We start from the raw sequence: 16,728 nt of genomic DNA on the forward strand, positions 1-16,728 counted from the left end.
GCCAAGCCGCGCGCGGGTTTCACACCCGCGCGCGCCACTCATCCGTGAGCGGCTCACACCTCGTTGTCCATCGTATCGATCGCATCCTCGATCACCGCCGCGCCGCTCACCTCGTCCATCTCCACTTCCACCGTCTGCAGACCGCGCAGATGCTCAGGAAGCTGCAAGGCATGCTGGGCGCCATTGAAGAGATCGCGACTCAGCACCGAGACGGCTTCCAGCCAGGCGCTCGACGCCTCGCAACCGACCTGCACCTCGCCGCTGCGGCACACCCTCAGCGCCTTCCTGCCTTCCAGCGTGAAGTGCAGGCCAGGCAGCGGCCGCACGCGCAGCACGTCATCGGCACGTGCGACAAAGCGCAACATGCTGTCACGCTCATCGCCGAGCAGATCGAGAATCAGGCCAGGCAGCGCATACAGCGGAAGATCGCCGGTACGCACCGGACCGTGGCGGCCGTCGATGACGATCAGCGGTGTCGCCACCAGGGTGCGAAACATCTCGTCGCTGAATTCGCTGCGGCTCGGCGCGAGCAGACCGGACTCTGCATAGCCACCGTGGTTCCAGCCCAGCGAGGGCAGGTGGTCGCCGAACAGCACGATTATGGCGTCGGGATCGCGCTTGCGCAGCACACGGAGAAACGCCATCAGCTCACGCGACTTGTAGTACACGGTGTTGGCATAGGCGGACACGAGCGCGTTGTCGGTGCGGGCCGTGATCAGCTGTGGGCGCGATTCGTTGAGCGGGTATTCCATGTGACCGAAGTAGGTGAGCACATAGTTGAACACCGGCTGGCCCGTGTTCAGCACAGGCTCCAGGCGCTCCAGCACCTGCCGATACAAGGAAGAATCACCGAGAAACTCGCCATTCATGTCGTCGAGCACGAAGTCGCGGTCGGACCAGTACTGTTCGAAGCCCACGCGGCGATAAGCATTGATGCGATTCCAGAACGGCGCGGCGTTCGGATGTGAAGCCACGCTGCGATAGCCGGCTTCGCCAAGATGCCGCGGCAGGCAAGGCACATCACGCCGCAGGCCACCCTCGAAGAACACGGCATCGATCTGCACCGGAAAACCGCACAGCGCCTCGAATTCGGCATTCGCGGTGTAACCCCCGAACACCGGCGACAAGGCGTGCGCATTACCGGTCGCCTTCCACAGCTTGCGAAAGGCGGGGTCGATGGGGTCTGCGGAAAATCCAGCCTGTTTCAAGGCCACCGGATCCCAGAAGGATTCGAGCACGATCATGTGCACATTGCGCGCAGCGCCTGCGCCGGGCACCGCGGCGGCCTTGAAGAAAGCGCTGGGCTGGGTGGCACCGACCATCCTCAGTGCATCGTCGACTTCACCGAACTCGGGCGCCTGCTGCCGACGGGAGAGATTGCGCGCCGCCTCCTGCACCAGATGGATGGGCAAGCCGCGCATCTCGTAATTGCCGCGCTGGTTCCATACCCAGTCGCCGAACTGCTCATCCAGCCAGCTCGACACCGGCGCCGGATTTGCGCTCACGGCCGAAGCCGCCAGCACCACACTGCCCAGTGCCACCCAGGCACGCGGCATGCGCCAGGCGAACATCCACAGCAGGGCCAGCCCGGGCACGGCCAGCATCGCCACACTGGCCCAGAATTGCCAGCCGTCGAGCAAGAGAAAGAGGTTGCGTGCGGCGACGAAGTCGTCGGGCATCACCGGCCCGCCGAGCACCGCGAGCTTCATCGCATTGCCAAGGGTAAAAGCCGAAAACAGCACCACCATGGCGAGCGCAAAACGCATCACGCTGCGCGCCATCAGGAACAGCACGCCACCAATCAGCACATGCGCGCCCAGATCACGCAGCCACGCGTCCACCCCGGGCGAAACACCAAAGAGGTAAGCAATGCCGCCCTGCGCGGCGCCGTACCACAAGACCACCAGCGCCAGCGCCCACGCCCACTCGCGCGCCACGCTGGTGGCAGGCGAGGCAAGGGGGCCCCCGGGGTCGGGGCGAGCTGCGGATACGGACACGGCAATACTCCGGGAGACATGAACGCGACCCCGGATCATACCCGTGGAATATCGCGCGCGACGTGATCAAGGCCCCCTCTTCACCGCAACACAGCAAGCCAATTGCGACAAGGCATTTCCGCTATCGCGGCAACAGGCTCTCACCCATGAGGAAAGTATCCACCGCGTGCGCGCATTGACGCCCCTCTCTAATCGCCCACACCACGAGCGACTGCCCCCGGCGCATGTCGCCTGCGGCGAAGACCTTGGGCACATTGGTGGTGTAGGAGCGCTCGCCCTCGGTGCTGGCCTTGGCGTTGCCACGTGCATCCTGGCCGACGCCAAAGGCTTCGAGCACGCCGCCGACGGGCTGGGTGAAGCCCATCGCGAACAGCACCAGATCGGCCTTGATCTCGAACTCCGAGCCTGGCACTTCGCACAGCTTGCCGTCCTTCAGCGCCACACGGCAGGCCTTGAGTGCCTTGACCTTGCCGTTCTTGCCGATGAACTCCTTGGTGGCGACGGCAAAGTCGCGCTCGCAGCCTTCCTCGTGCGAAGACGAGGTGCGCAGCTTGATCGGCCAGTACGGCCACACCAGCGCCTTGTTCTCCTGCTCGGGCGGCATGGGCATGAGCTCGAACTGGGTGACACTCGCCGCACCGTGACGGTTGGAGGTGCCGACGCAGTCCGAGCCGGTATCACCGCCACCGATGACGACCACGTGCTTGCCCTTGGCTGAAATCGGGTTTGGCTTGTCGCCGGCGACCTGCTTGTTCTGCGGGATGAGGAATTCGAGCGCGTAATGCACGCCGCCCAGGTCGCGCCCCGGCACCGGCAGATCACGCGGCACCTCGGCGCCGCCGCTCAGGACGACGGCGTCGAAGTCGGCCTGCAGCTGCTCGGCGCTGATCACTTCGGTGGCGTCATTGACGATGCCGGCGGGCATGCTCTTGCTGCCCACCAGCACACCGCTGCGGAAAACGACGCCTTCGGCCTGCATCTGCTCGACGCGGCGGTCGATCAGCCCCTTCTCCATCTTGAAGTCCGGGATGCCATAGCGCAGCAGGCCACCGATACGGTCGTTCTTCTCGAACACGGTGACCTCATGCCCGGCGCGCGCCAGCTGCTGCGCGGCGGCCAGGCCGGCGGGGCCGGAGCCGACCACGGCGACGCGCTTGCCGGTCCTGGCGTCCGCCGGCTGTGGCAGCACCCAGCCCTCTTCCCAGGCCTTGTCGATGATGGCGTGCTCGATCGACTTGATGCCGACCGCGTCGTCATTGATGTTCAAGGTACAGGCGGCCTCGCACGGCGCGGGGCAGATGCGGCCGGTGAACTCCGGGAAGTTGTTGGTCGAATGCAGCACCTCGATGGCTTCGCGCCACTGCCCGCGATACACCAGATCGTTCCAGTCCGGAATGATGTTATTGACCGGGCAGCCGCTGGTACAGAACGGAATGCCACAATCCATGCAACGTGCGCCCTGGACGGCGGCCTGCTCATCACTCAGGCGCAGGACGAACTCCTTGTAGTTCTTCAGGCGCTTTTCGATCGGCGCATAGGCCTCGGACAGACGCTGATACTCCATGAATCCAGTAGGCTTGCCCATTTATGCGATCTCCTTCTTGGCGGCGTGCGCGGCGCCCTGCAGTTCGGCCCTCATGGCACTCATCTCCGCCAGCGCACGACGATATTCATGCGGGAATACCTTGACGAATTTCTTGCGCCAGGTGCTCCAGTTGTTGAGGATCTCGCGCGCGCGCACGCTGCCGGCGAAGCGCACATGGCGCTCGATCAGACCCTTGAGGATGAGCTCATCACCCATGCTCAGGTGGTCAATATCCACCCGCCCATGCGCTTCGAGCTCGTCGCCCGACTCCGAGCCCTGGCGCGCGGCGAGCTCGTCCGGCAGCGGCTCGAGCGCGACCTGCGCCATGTTGCAGCGCTGCTCGAAGCTGCCGTCCTCGTCCAGCACATAGGCCACCCCGCCTGACATGCCGGCGGCGAAGTTGCGCCCGGTCGAACCGAGCACGACCACGGTGCCGCCGGTCATGTATTCGCAGCCATGATCGCCAACCCCCTCCACCACCGCGGTGGCGCCTGAATTGCGCACTGCGAAGCGCTCGCCGGCGACCCCGGCAAAGTACACCTCACCCTCGGTGGCGCCGTAGAGCACGGTATTGCCGACGATGATGTTGTCCTGGGTGTTGCCACGGAATTCGGCCTTGGGCCTGACGATGATGCGCCCGCCCGACAAGCCCTTGCCGACGTAGTCATTGCCTTCGCCAACCAGCTCCAGCGTCACGCCGCGGGCAAGGAAGGCGCCAAAGCTCTGCCCTGCGGTGCCGTTGAGGCGGATATGGATGGTGTCATTGGGCAGGCCTTCGTGACCGTAAATGGAGGCAAGCCGGCCCGACAGCATGGCGCCGACGGTGCGGTTGATGTTGCGCACGGGCAGATCGATGTTGACCTTCTCGCCCTTTTCCAGCGCCGGCTTGGCGAGCGTGATGAGTTGCTGGTCGAGCGCACCCTCAAGGCCATGGTCCTGGGTCTCGGTGTGCAGGCGCGGGACCTCGGCCGGCACCGCCGGCAGATGGAAGATGCGCCCATAGTCGAGGCCTCTGGCCTTCCAGTGCGCGATGCCTTGCTTCATGTTGAGCAGATCGGCACGACCGATGAGTTCGTCGAACTTGCGCACGCCCAGCAAGGCCATCAGCTCACGCACCTCCTCGGCAACGAAGAAGAAGTAGTTCACCACGTGCTCGGGCTGGCCGGTGAAGCGCTTGCGCAGCTCGGGGTCCTGGGTGGCCACGCCCACCGGGCAGGTGTTGAGGTGGCACTTGCGCATCATGATGCAGCCCCCGACCACCAGCGGCGCGGTGGCGAAGCCGAACTCGTCCGCCCCCAGCAAGGCGCCGATGACGACGTCGCGACCGGTCTTGATCTGGCCATCGACCTGCAGCCGGATGCGCGAGCGCAGGCGGTTCAGCACCAGGGTCTGCTGGGTCTCGGCCAGGCCCAGCTCCCACGGCGAACCGGCATGCTTGATCGAGCTCCACGGGCTGGCCCCGGTGCCGCCGTCATGGCCGGCGACGACAATGTGATCGGCCTTGGCCTTGGCCACCCCCGCGGCCACCGTGCCGATGCCGATCTCGGACACCAGCTTCACCGAGATGCTGGCCACCGGGTTGGTATTCTTGAGGTCGTGGATGAGCTGCGCCAGATCCTCGATCGAATAGATGTCATGGTGCGGCGGCGGCGAAATCAGGCCGACACCTGGCACCGAGTGGCGCAGAAAGCCGATGTATTCCGACACCTTGTGGCCGGGCAGCTGACCGCCTTCGCCGGGCTTGGCACCCTGGGCCATCTTGATCTGGATCTGATCGGCGTTGGCGAGGTATTCGGCGGTGACCCCGAAGCGGCCTGAGGCGACCTGCTTGATCGCCGAGCGCAGCGAATCGCCGGCGTTCAGCTCCAGATCGCGTGCGATGCGGCTCTCACCGATGACCTGCGACAGCGTGCTCGCCTGGGTCAGGGTCTTGAAGCGCTTGGGGTCTTCGCCGCCCTCACCGGTGTTCGACTTGCCGCCGATACGGTTCATCGCCACCGCCAGGTTGGTGTGGGCTTCGGTCGAGATCGAGCCCAGCGACATCGCGCCGGTGGCAAAGCGCTTGACGATCTCGCTCGCGGGCTCGACCTCATCCAGCGCCACCGGGCTGGCTGCTGGCTTGAGTTCGAACAGGCCGCGCAAGGTCATGTGGCGCTTGTCCTGATCATTGATGATGTGGGCGTATTCCTTGTAGGTGCTGTACTCGCCCGAGCGCGTCGAGTGCTGCAGCTTGGCGATGGCGTCCGGGGTCCACATGTGCTCTTCGCCGCGGATGCGGAAGGCGTACTCGCCCCCGGCGTCCAGCATGTCGTGCAGCACCGGGTCGGTGCTGAAGGCGGCCTTGTGCTGGCGGATGGATTCTTCCATCAGGTCGAACACGCCGATGCCCTCGACCTGGCTGGTGGTGCCAGTGAAGTACTTGTCGAGCAGCGCCTGCTGCAGGCCGACGACCTCGAAGATCTGCGCGCCGGTGTAGGACATGTAGGTCGAGATGCCCATCTTGGACATCACCTTCATCAAGCCCTTGCCGACCGCCTTGACGAAGTGCTGGACGTACTTGACGGCGGACTCGGCATCACCCGCCAGATGCTGCAGGGTCTCCAGCGCCAGATACGGATGGACAGCCTCGGCGCCGTAACCGGCGAGCACGGCGAAGTGATGGATTTCGCGCGCCGAGCCGGTCTCGACCACGAGGCCGGCGCGGGTGCGCAAGCCCTTTGTCACCAGATGCTGATGAATGGCCGACAAGGCCAGCAGCGCTGGAATGGCGATACGCTCGGCGGCGAGCTTGCGATCGGACACGATGAGGATGTTGTAGCCGCGCAGCACCGCGTTCTCGGCGTCGGCACACAGCGAAGCCAGACGTGCCTCAACGCCTTCATTGCCCCATTGGACCGGATAGCAGATGTCGAGCTCGGCCGAGCGGAACTTGTTGTTGGTGTAGCGCGCGATGTTGCGGATCTTGGCCATGCCCTCGAAGTCGAGCACCGGCTGGCTGACTTCGAGCCGGAAGGGCGGGTTGATCTCGTTGATCTCGAGCAGGTTGGGCCGCGGCCCGATGAAGGACACCAGCGACATCACCATCTGCTCGCGGATGGGGTCGATCGGCGGATTGGTGACCTGCGCAAAGAGCTGGCGGAAGTAGTTGTAGATGGGCTTGTTCTTCGACGACAACACCGCCAGCGGCGAATCATTGCCCATCGAACCGGTCGCTTCCTCGCCCGCCTTGCCCATTGGCTCGAGGATGAACTTGATGTCCTCCTGGGTATAGCCAAAGGCCTGCTGACGGTCGAGCAGTGCCGCCACGCGCTCGCCATCGGCGTCGGAGGCGGCGCTGTCCGATGCCGCCGGCGCTTCCAGGGTATCGAGCTTGATGTTGATGCGGCGCAGCCAGTCGGCGTAGGGCCGGGCGTTGGCGAGCGACTCCTTGAGCTCCTGGTCGCCGATGATGCGCCCTTGCTCCATGTCGATCAGGAACATCTTGCCCGGCTGCAAGCGCCACTTCTTGACGATCTTGCTGTCGGGAATCGGCAGCACGCCGGATTCGGACGCCATCACCACGAGGTCGTCGTCGGTGATCAGGTAGCGCGCCGGGCGCAGGCCGTTGCGGTCGAGGGTGGCGCCGATCTGGCGCCCGTCGGTGAAGGCCACCGCTGCCGGGCCGTCCCACGGCTCCATCATCGCCGCATGGTATTCGTAGAAGGCGCGACGCTTCTCATCCATCTGCGTGTGCGACTCCCAGGCCTCGGGGATCATCATCATCATCGCGTGGGCGAGCGAATAACCGCTCATCACCAGCAACTCGAGCGCGTTGTCAAAGGACGCCGAATCGGACTGACCGGGATAGATCAATGGCCAGATCTTCTGCAGATCTTCGCCCAGCAGCGGCGAATGCACACCTTTTTCACGCGCACGCATCCAGTTGTAGTTGCCGCGCAAGGTGTTGATTTCGCCGTTGTGGGCGATGTAGCGGAAGGGGTGGGCGAGGTTCCATTTCGGGAAGGTGTTGGTCGAGAAGCGCTGATGCACCAAGGACAGCGCCGACACCGTGCGCGCATCGAGCAGGTCGAAGTAATACTCGCCAACCTGGTTGGCCAGCAACAGGCCCTTGTAGTTCACCGTGCGCGCCGACATCGACACCATGTAGAACTCTTTGCCGTGCTTGAGGTTGAGCGCGGCGATCGCGTTCGCGGCGCGGCGGCGCACGACGTAGAGCTTGCGCTCGAGCGCCTCGGTGACCATCACATCGGGGCCGCGGCCGATGAAGATCTGGCGAATCACTGGCTCCTTGGCCTTCACCGTCGGCGACATCGGCATGTCGCGGTTGACCGGCACATCGCGCCAGCCGAGTACGAGCTGACCTTCACCGCGCACCGCGCGCTCGATCTCTTCCTCGCACGCGAGACGCGATGCGGCCTCCTTGGGCATGAACACCATGCCCACGCCGTACTCGCCGGCCAGGGGCAGGCTCACATCCTGCGCCGCCATCTCTTCGCGATAGAGGCGGTCCGGAATCTGGATCAGGATGCCGGCACCATCACCCTGCAAGGGGTCGGCACCGACTGCGCCACGGTGGTCGAGGTTCTTCAGGATCTCGAGGCCCTGGAGCACGATGTCATGTGTCTTTCTGCCCTTGATGTGGGCGATGAAACCCACGCCACAGGCATCATGTTCATTGGCGGGATCGTAAAGTCCCTGCTTTTGGGGCAGATCCATCTTGTATTCCTCAAACGACAGGTCACAACGCGCGTCGCAGCCCAAAGCTGGGCGAATGAAGCAGACGCGCACAAAAAAGCCGGGCGGGCACGCACCGGCTTGGTAGTCTGCACTCTTATGGTGCAAAAAAAGCGATTTTGCTTGTTGATTCAGCGCGCTGGAGGCGCCGCATGCACCAACTTGGTCAGCGTCGCCGGGATGCGGGAGCGCAAAAAAACTATACCCCCGGGAAACCCTGGGTTCAAGATTTTTTTGCACTGCGGCATTGGATCTGGAGCCGGCATTTCGGCCCGCCCGAAGCGGTTTCGCTCAGTGGATTTCGCCAACGGCAAACAGGCGCCGATGCTCTTTCATCGCGTAGCGGTCGGTCATGCCGGCGATGTAGTCGGCGATGGCGCGCGGCTTGTCCTCGCGCGCCATGGCCTGGTATTGCGGCGGCAGGATGTGCGGATCGTCCATGAAGGCAGCGAACAGGTCACCGACGATGCGGCGCGCCTTGTTGGTCATGCGCAGCACCTGGTAGTGGTGATAGAGCTGATCACGCAGAAAGACCTTGAGCTCGCGCAGCTGCGGCAGCAGGCCTTCCGAGTACGCCACCAGGCGCGGCGCGGCGCGCACGTCGGCGAGTGAAGCCACCGCGGCCGCCGCAATGTTGGCGCGCGTCTGTTCGAGCAGATCGATCACCATGAGGTGAATCATGCGCCGCACGGTCTCGTTGATCAGCCTGCGCCCGGCCAGACCCGGCCAGCGTGCTTCGACCACGCGCCGTTGCGTGGCGAACAGCGCGACCTCGTCGAGCTGCGCGAGCGTGATCAGCCCCGAGCGCAGCCCGTCGTCCACGTCGTGGTTGTTGTAGGCAATCTCGTCTGCCAGGTTGGCAAGCTGCGCCTCGATCGAGGGCTGAGTGCCGTCAAGAAAACGTTCGCCAACATCACCCAGGCGCTCGGCATTGACGCGCGAGCAGTGCTTGAGGATGCCCTCGCGGGTCTCGAACATCAGGTTCAGCCCATCGAAGGCGGCATAGCGGTCTTCGAGCAGGTCCACCGTGCGCAGCGACTGAAGGTTGTGTTCGAAGCCACCGTAATCCTTCATGCAGGCGTTCAGCGCATCCTGCCCGGCGTGGCCGAACGGGGTGTGCCCGAGGTCGTGCGCGAATGCGATCGACTCCGCCAGATCCTCGTTGAGGCTGAGCTGGCGGGCGATACCGCGCGTGATCTGGGCGACTTCGATGCTGTGCGTGAGGCGGGTGCGAAACAGATCACCTTCGTGATTCACGAACACCTGCGTCTTGTATTCCAGGCGACGAAAGGCGGTGGAATGCACGATGCGATCGCGGTCGCGCTGGAATTCGCCGCGCGCCACCGGCCCTGGCTCATCGTGCGTGCGCCCGCGCGAGTTGGTCTCGGTAACGGCGTAGGGAGCGAGTTGCAGCATCGGTTCGTCCTCTGGGTTCTGGAAGCAGAACGGGATCAGCAGTGGAGCGCGGCACTCAGATCCACGCTGCGCCGACCGGGCGCGTCCAGACCGGGCGTGTGCAGCCAGGGCACGACTGCCCAGCCCGATTTCAACGGCATCGCGCCTCGATCGCCGCCGCCATCTCGGCTGGCGATGCGTCTCCATGGATGACGCCCTGGCCAAGGGCGCGCAACAGAATCAGGCGCAGCTTGCCGGCCTCGACCTTCTTGTCGTGCGCCATCAACTCCAGATAGCGTTCGACGCCCAGCCGTGGCCCCCACACCGGCAGACCTGCGCGCTCGAACAGAGCGCTGATGCGCTCAACATCGGCCGCGCTCAGCCATCCGAGCTGATGTGACAGCTGCGCCGCCATCATCGTGCCGGCGGCAACCGCCTCGCCATGCAACCATTCACCGTAACCCAGGCCGGTCTCGATGGCGTGACCAAAGGTGTGGCCAAGATTGAGCAACGCGCGCTCGCCCTGCTCGGTTTCGTCGGCCGCCACCACCTCGGCCTTGTTGCGGCAGGAGCGCTCGATGGCGTAGGCGAGCGCCTCGGGCTCGCGCGCCAGCAGGCGTTCCAGATTCTGTTCCAGCCACTCGAGAAACTCGAGGTCGCGAATCAGTCCGTACTTGATCACTTCGGCCAGACCGGCAGACAGCTCGCGCACCGGCAAGGTGCTCAGGGTGTCGATGTCGGCCAGCACCAGGCGCGGCTGATAGAAAGCGCCGATCATGTTCTTGCCCAGCGCATGGTTGACCGCGGTCTTGCCGCCCACCGAGGAGTCCACCTGCGCGAGCAGCGTGGTCGGGATCTGGATGAAGGGCATGCCACGCTGATAGCAAGCGGCAGCAAAGCCGCCCATGTCGCCCACCACACCGCCACCCAGGGCGATCAAGGTCGTCGAGCGCTCGCAGCGCTCGGCGAGCAACATGTCGAAGATGCGGTTCAGCGTCGGCAAATCCTTGTGCGCCTCGCCATCAGGCAGGCTCACAACCGCGACCTGCATTCCGGCGGCTTCCAGCGTGGCGCGCAGGCGCTCCAGGTAAAGCGGGCCAACGACATCGTTGGTGACGATGGCAACGCGCTTGGTCTTTAGTTGCGGCAAGATCAGGTCGGCGCGCTCGAGCAGGCCACGGCCGATGTGAATGGGATAGGCGCGCTCGCCGAGGGCGACGTTCAAGGTTCGCATGAGCTCACTTTCTGGTTCGGTTGGCCACAGCTTGTGCAAGGCATTCTCGATCATGCGCACCATGGTGCCCGGATTGCCGCGCCCGCCTTCGATGATCAGGTGCGCAGCCTCACGGTAGAGCGGGTCACGCTGCTGGAACAACTCTTCGATACGCTGGCGCGGGTTGTCCACCTGCAGCAGTGGCCGGTTGCGATCGTGCCGGGTACGCTCATAAAGGATTTGCGGCGGCACGTTGAGGTAGATCACCACGCCGCGCGTGCGCATCAGCTCGCGATTGAGCGGGCTGAGGACGACGCCGCCGCCAGTGGCGATGACGATGTCCGGCTCTTGGGTGAGCTCGTCCATCATGTGCGTTTCGCGGCGACGAAAGCCCTCCTCGCCCTCGATCTCGAAGATGGTCGGGATGCTCACCCCGGTGCGGGCGATGATCTCGTGATCGCAATCGGCAAAGCGGAGCTTGCGCCGACGCGCGAGTTCCTTGCCCACAGTGGTCTTGCCGGCTCCCATCATGCCGATCAGTATCAAGCAGCTCACGCGCAACTCGCCGGAAGTCCAGATCAAAAAAGGGCGGGCATCTGTACAGATGCCCGCCCCGCATTGTATCAGCAGTCAGAAGCGCTTAGCGCAGTGTCAGTGAGTCGGCGACGATGCGCGGGGTGATGAAGATAAGGAGCTCCCGGCGCTCCGAGCTCTTGATGTTCGTTTTGAAGAGATGTCCTAGCACGGGGATGTCTCCCAGAAGAGGCACTTGCTCAACCGTATCAGTGTCATCTTCAGTATAAATACCCCCAATAACCACAGTCCCTCCGTTCTCAATGGAAACCTTGCTCTTCACCTTCTTTGTATCAATAACTGGCCCCGCCCGAGTATCGACTCCTCTCGAATCTTTATTCACTTCCAAATCCAGTTGAAGTCGTCCGTCGGGTGTTATTTGTGGAGTTACCTTAAGGGAAAGAACAGCCTTCTTGAAAGAAACGCTTGTAGCGCCCGAACTGCTTGCCTCTTCGTACGGAATCTCTGTCCCCTCTTCAATCAGGGCTTCTGCTTGATCAGCTGTAAGAATACGAGGGCTTGAAACGAGTCTAATTGTTCCCGATGTCTCTTGCGCCCTCAACTCCATGTTCAGGAAACGGGTCAAGCTGTTATTGAAAAGTGTCAAATTCATGGAGCCAAATGCACTCGTGACGGAACCGGGCCCACTAGTGGCACTCTCTCCCACGCGCCGAACTATCGAATTGATCTGGGCACCTCCGCCCGTATTAGTCGTCCCATCCGGATTGACCGAAGCGAACTCGGACGACCCAAATCCAAGCTTGGCACCGCCGAGACTACGGTTGGTGCGGTCGCCGTACCCCAGACGAACTCCTAGATCACGAGCAAAGGTTTTATTCGCCTCGACAATTCGTGCCTCAATGAGAACCTGCCTTGGCGGAATATCAATTTGTTTTATAAAGACAGCAATACCTTCGCGACTTGTGGCAATATCACGAACCATCAACTTATTTGTTCGTTTATCTGCTGTGACCGAGCCACGCTCACTCAACAGCCCAACCCGACCAGTATCAAAAACTGACTGTCTATTGTAGTTATCCCAACCATCGCCACTAGCCGTCAATGGAACATTTCTACTCGCACCTCCACCCTGCGTCGAAACAGTGGTAGAAGCCCCCTTGAACTGAGCCCTGATCAAGACCGCAATCTCCTCTGCATCATGATAGTTAATCTGAAAGATCTCAGTATCAACGAGCTCCAAATTTCTATCCAGTTGCTGTCTAAGAGCGCTGGCCTTCTGCTGCTCTTCAATTTCCTTCACTGAAGCAACCCAAATTACATCACCATCGCGTTTGTAAGAGAGGCTCTTCGCCTGCAGCACTAAACTTAGAGCCTGATCCCAAGGAACATCCTTTAACCTGAGAGTAAGACGCCCCTGCACCGTATCTGAAGTAACGATATTAATATCAGTAAAATCTGCTATCACTTGCAGAACAGATCTAATTTCCACATCCTGAAAATTTAATGATAGTTTTTCACCTTTATACAGGCCCTCAGCACCTAGGCGCTGCCGGCTCTCCTCTTCGGAAACGCGTTTCACCTCGAGGACAAACTGATTGTTACTTTGATAAGCATTGTGCTCCCAAAGGCCATTGGGCGTTACAGCGAGTCGCACATGCGCCCCTACCTGCTCAATAGCCATCAAGCTCACTGGAGTTGCAAAATCTATAACGTCAGATTTTTTACGAAGATGCTCTGGAATATTGGTATCAAGAAACTCAACAACAACCTGCGTACCTTCTTTCTTTATATTTATACTAGAGTCTGGATCGGTCAAATCAACAATAACTCGTCCACCTCCATCCTCACCACGCTTGAAACTAACGTCGCGAATACTACGCACGCTATTATCGGAGCTTTGTGCAACTGCAAAACTCTCAGCAACGGAAGCTGCTGACGTTTGGCTTGAAGCAATCGAAGCCCCCGAACGCAAAGCGATGATCAGTTTTCGGCCGCTAAGGCTACTCTCGTATGAATTCATTCTCACTAAATTCAAAACCAATCTGGTTCGATCACCAACCTGCACGACGTTTACGCTGCGTAGATCTCCCGACTCTAGCTTCTGTAAATCATTACTGGAGGCATTAGCTGTACTCTTGAAGTCAAATGCGACTCTCGGCGGTTCAGCAATACTAAAATTCGGAGGAATGTCTGAGAGCGGCACTTTCAATGTCACTGCAACGTAGGTGACCCCCCCCTGCTTTGCAACCTCAACAGTTTCAATTTGATTCTGAAAGCTCTCAGATTGCACAAGGTCTTGAGCAAACACTGCCGCCCCCTGCATAAATCCACATAAAGCACTTGTCAGCGCCAAGACTCCGCAATACTTTTTCATTTCGTGCTCTCCTGCAGCGTCAGCGTACTGATCCGCTCGACCCAGTCGCCATTCACGTCTTCGACTATTTCTTTCAAGCTCAGATCACCGTCGCCGATATAGGTGACCACACCGAAGTTCTGTCCCACGTAATTTCCAACCTTGACCTGATGCAGATTCTTGCCCGCAAGCACAAGTGCATGGATGGTATTGCCCTGGGACAACACGCCGACCATGCGCAACGACTCGAGCGGGTAAGCCTCGAGCGGCTCCTTGCGGCGATCCAGATCTGGCCTGAGGGCGGTGCTGGCGCGCCTCTCAACATCCATCCGCCCCTTGCGGAACGGATCGTCGACGCTGGGACCGAGGTACTCGACAACGGGAAAGGGCTTGATTTCGGGCAAGGTCCTGACCGCGCCGCGCATACCTTTGGTCTGTTCGTCCATCCAGGCATTGATGTCCTGCTGCTCGCCGCTGCTGCTGCAGCCCGCAAGGATCGCGGCACAGGCGAGGATCAACGCACGCTTCATCGCTTCTTCCCCTTTGCAGCGGCCTTCGCCTCCTGACGCTGCTTGGCAATTTCACCTTCATCCAGATAGCGATAGGTGATCGCCTTGGCCTCGAGCTTGAGCCGTCCGTCCTTGTCAGCGTTGATTGCGATGTTGTTCAGGGTGACGATGCGCGGCATGCGTGCGACATCACTGACGAACTCACCCAGCTCGTGATAAGCACCGGTGACGCGGATGTCGATCGGCATCTCGGCATAAAACTCCTTGACCACGTTGGAGCCCGGTTTGAAGAGCTCGAACTGCAAGCCACGTCCAAGCCCCGCCTGGTTGATGTCGGACAACAAGGAGTCCATCTCGGCGCGATTCGGCAACTGCTTGAGCAGCGCACCAAATTGAATGTCGATCTCGGTCAGCTGGCGACGGTGCTCATCAAGATTGACCGCCAACTTCTTCTTCGACACCCAGCTCTCGCGCAGCTGAATCTCTTCCTGTTCGCGCTGCGCCAGCGTATCGGCCTGTTCCTGCCAGTCGAACCACCAGAAGGCGCCGAGCGTGGCCACCAGCAGGCCGACCATGACCGCAAGGCGGGGCGCAAGCGGCCATACACCAGGGTCGCTCGTATCCAGACCCTGAAAATCCTGCGCGAGGCGCGTGAAGTCGATCGCGCGCGCACCACGGGAGGTGTCGGAAGGCTTCATTTGCGCGCTCCCTTCGCTTTGCTGCCGCTACCCTGAGGCTCGGACGCATCCGCTTCCGCCTTCGGCCGCTCGATACCGATGCTGAGCGTGAACTCACTGATGCGGCGATCATCGACCGTTGCCGCCTTCGCCTCGACCAGGCTTGGGCGCTCGAGGAAGGGAGACTCCTCGAGGCTGCGCATCAGGTGCGACACGCGCGCATTCGATTGCGCGTAACCAACCAGCGTGATGCGTCCCCCCGCCTGCTTGACCGACTTCAGATACACCCCATCCGGTGTCCCGCGCGCCAGCTCATTGAGCAGGTGAACGGACTCGGCGCGCGTGCTCTGCAGATCCTCGATGACCTGCTTGCGCGCAAGCAGCGCCTCGATCTGCTCGCGCAGCCGGCGAATCTCGGCGGTCTGTTGGTCGAGCTTGGCAATCTCGCTCTTGAGAAAGGCGTTACGCGCGTCCTGATGCTCGATGTAACCCGTGTAAATGGAATGCACGAGAAAACCGATCAGCCCTCCAAGCACCACCATGAGCGCCGACAAGACGTAGAACTGCGTGCGCCGCCGCTTGCGCTTCTCCGCGCGGTGCGGCAGCAGGTTGATCCGGATCATTCGTCGAACCTCCGCAGAGCAAGCCCACAGGCAACCATCAGCGAGGGCGCATCGGTGAGCAGGTTCTTCGGCCTCACCTTCGAGGACAGGGTCATGCCCACGAAGGGGTTGCCGATGAGGGTCTCGACCTGAGTGCGTGCCGTGACGATTTCGGCCAGCCCGGGCATGAGGGCACAGCCTCCGGCGAGCACCAGATGATCGACCTGATTGTATTGAGTGGAGGTGAAGAAGAACTGCAGCGCACGCGAGACCTCGAGTGCGAGGCTGTCAAGAAAAGGCCGCATGAGTTCGCGTTCGAAGGTGTCGGGCAGCGAGCCTGCGCGCTTGGCGGCTTCGGCCTCGTCGAAGCTCATGCCGAAGTTGCGCGCAATGTCCTGCGTGAGTTGACTGCCGCCAAAAGCCTGCTCGCGCGCATAGACCGACTGCCGATTGCGGAACATGCTCACGTTCATGACGTTCGCACCCACATCGATCAGGCCGATGACCCTGTCCTCACCACCACCGGGCAATTGACGGCTGACCAGCTCGAGCGCGGACTCGATCGCAAGTGATTCCACATCGATCACCGTTGCCTCCAGACCCGCAGCCTGGGCCACCGCCACCCTGTCCTCGACCTTGTCCTTGCGCGATGCGGCGATCAGCACCTCCAGCTCGCCCGGACTGCCGGGCGCGGGACCGATGACCTGGAAGTCGAGATTGACCTCATCAATGGCGAACGGAATGTACTGGTTGGCCTCAGACTCGACTGCGAGCTCCATGTCCTGCTCGCGCAAGCCAGCGGGAAGGATGATCTTCTTGGTGATCACCGACGAAGCGGGCAGCGCCATGGCGACGTTCCTGACGCCGGAGCCGAAGCGCCGCAACGCGCGCAGAACCGCCTCGCTGACCGCTTCGAGGTTGGCGATGTTGCCATCGCTCACCGCGTCACGCGGCAGCGGCTCGATGGCATAACGCTCGACTTTGTAAGCTTCCTTGTCCCCTGCGGACAACTCGACGAGCTTGACCGATGAAGATGAGATATCGAGTCCTGCGAGCTGTCGTGTGGCAGAGCCAAAAACGGGGAGTTGAATCACAAAGAAAGCCCTTACATTTCTTTATGTTACGAGCG

At 61.6% G+C, this 16,728-nt stretch carries 10 protein-coding genes and 1 pseudogene; all 11 read right to left on the bottom strand.

What is annotated here, in order from left to right:
* Positions 1-53: 53 nt before the first annotated feature.
* The 11 genes and pseudogenes from M622_RS20830 to M622_RS20865 all read right to left on the bottom strand — a co-directional run bounded on the left by M622_RS20830 (position 54) and on the right by M622_RS20865 (position 16,693).
* The gene (locus tag M622_RS20830; protein WP_245543017.1) at positions 54-1,997 is read right to left on the bottom strand and encodes an LTA synthase family protein; all 1,944 of its coding nucleotides are present in this window, start codon (positions 1,995-1,997) and stop codon (positions 54-56) included.
* 121 nt (positions 1,998-2,118) lie between these two features.
* A complete protein-coding gene (locus M622_RS20835) occupies positions 2,119-3,582 on the bottom strand; it encodes a glutamate synthase subunit beta (protein ID WP_021247466.1) in 1,464 nt (487 codons plus the stop codon).
* On the bottom strand, positions 3,583-8,298 hold the full coding sequence (locus tag M622_RS20840; RefSeq protein ID WP_021247467.1) for a glutamate synthase-related protein: 4,716 nt from the start codon (positions 8,296-8,298) through the stop codon (positions 3,583-3,585).
* A 309-nt stretch (positions 8,299-8,607) separates the two neighbouring features.
* Positions 8,608-9,732 carry a deoxyguanosinetriphosphate triphosphohydrolase gene (locus M622_RS20845; protein WP_021247468.1) on the bottom strand — a complete coding sequence of 375 codons (1,125 nt, stop codon included), beginning with the start codon at positions 9,730-9,732 and terminating at the stop codon, positions 8,608-8,610.
* A 130-nt stretch (positions 9,733-9,862) separates the two neighbouring features.
* Complete coding sequence (gene aroB, locus M622_RS0119675) at positions 9,863-10,945, bottom strand: 3-dehydroquinate synthase (protein WP_031345979.1); 1,083 nt, start codon at positions 10,943-10,945, stop codon at positions 9,863-9,865.
* Between the two features lie 36 nt (positions 10,946-10,981).
* Positions 10,982-11,479, bottom strand: a pseudogene (locus M622_RS40395) (shikimate kinase); the annotation flags it as partial.
* An 85-nt stretch (positions 11,480-11,564) separates the two neighbouring features.
* Positions 11,565-13,832 (bottom strand): type IV pilus secretin PilQ, encoded by a 2,268-nt coding sequence (locus tag M622_RS0119680; protein WP_031345982.1) that lies wholly within the window; start codon positions 13,830-13,832, stop codon positions 11,565-11,567.
* Positions 13,829-14,341, bottom strand: a complete 513-nt coding sequence (locus M622_RS20850) for a pilus assembly protein PilP (RefSeq protein WP_021247472.1) — start codon at positions 14,339-14,341, stop codon at positions 13,829-13,831. Before M622_RS20850 ends, M622_RS0119680 begins: the two co-directional genes overlap by 4 nt.
* Positions 14,338-15,018: a type IV pilus inner membrane component PilO gene (locus M622_RS20855; protein ID WP_021247473.1), complete on the bottom strand. Its 681-nt coding sequence runs from the start codon at positions 15,016-15,018 to the stop codon at positions 14,338-14,340. The genes M622_RS20850 and M622_RS20855 overlap by 4 nt, the downstream gene beginning before the upstream one ends.
* Positions 15,015-15,620, bottom strand: coding sequence for a PilN domain-containing protein (locus M622_RS20860; RefSeq protein ID WP_021247474.1), 606 nt, complete (start codon positions 15,618-15,620; stop codon positions 15,015-15,017). Before M622_RS20860 ends, M622_RS20855 begins: the two co-directional genes overlap by 4 nt.
* A complete protein-coding gene (locus tag M622_RS20865; protein WP_031345983.1) occupies positions 15,617-16,693 on the bottom strand; it encodes a pilus assembly protein PilM in 1,077 nt (358 codons plus the stop codon). The genes M622_RS20860 and M622_RS20865 overlap by 4 nt, the downstream gene beginning before the upstream one ends.
* Positions 16,694-16,728 lie beyond the last annotated feature (35 nt).

The organism is Thauera terpenica 58Eu, from assembly GCF_000443165.1.
Taxonomy (GTDB): domain Bacteria; phylum Pseudomonadota; class Gammaproteobacteria; order Burkholderiales; family Rhodocyclaceae; genus Thauera; species Thauera terpenica.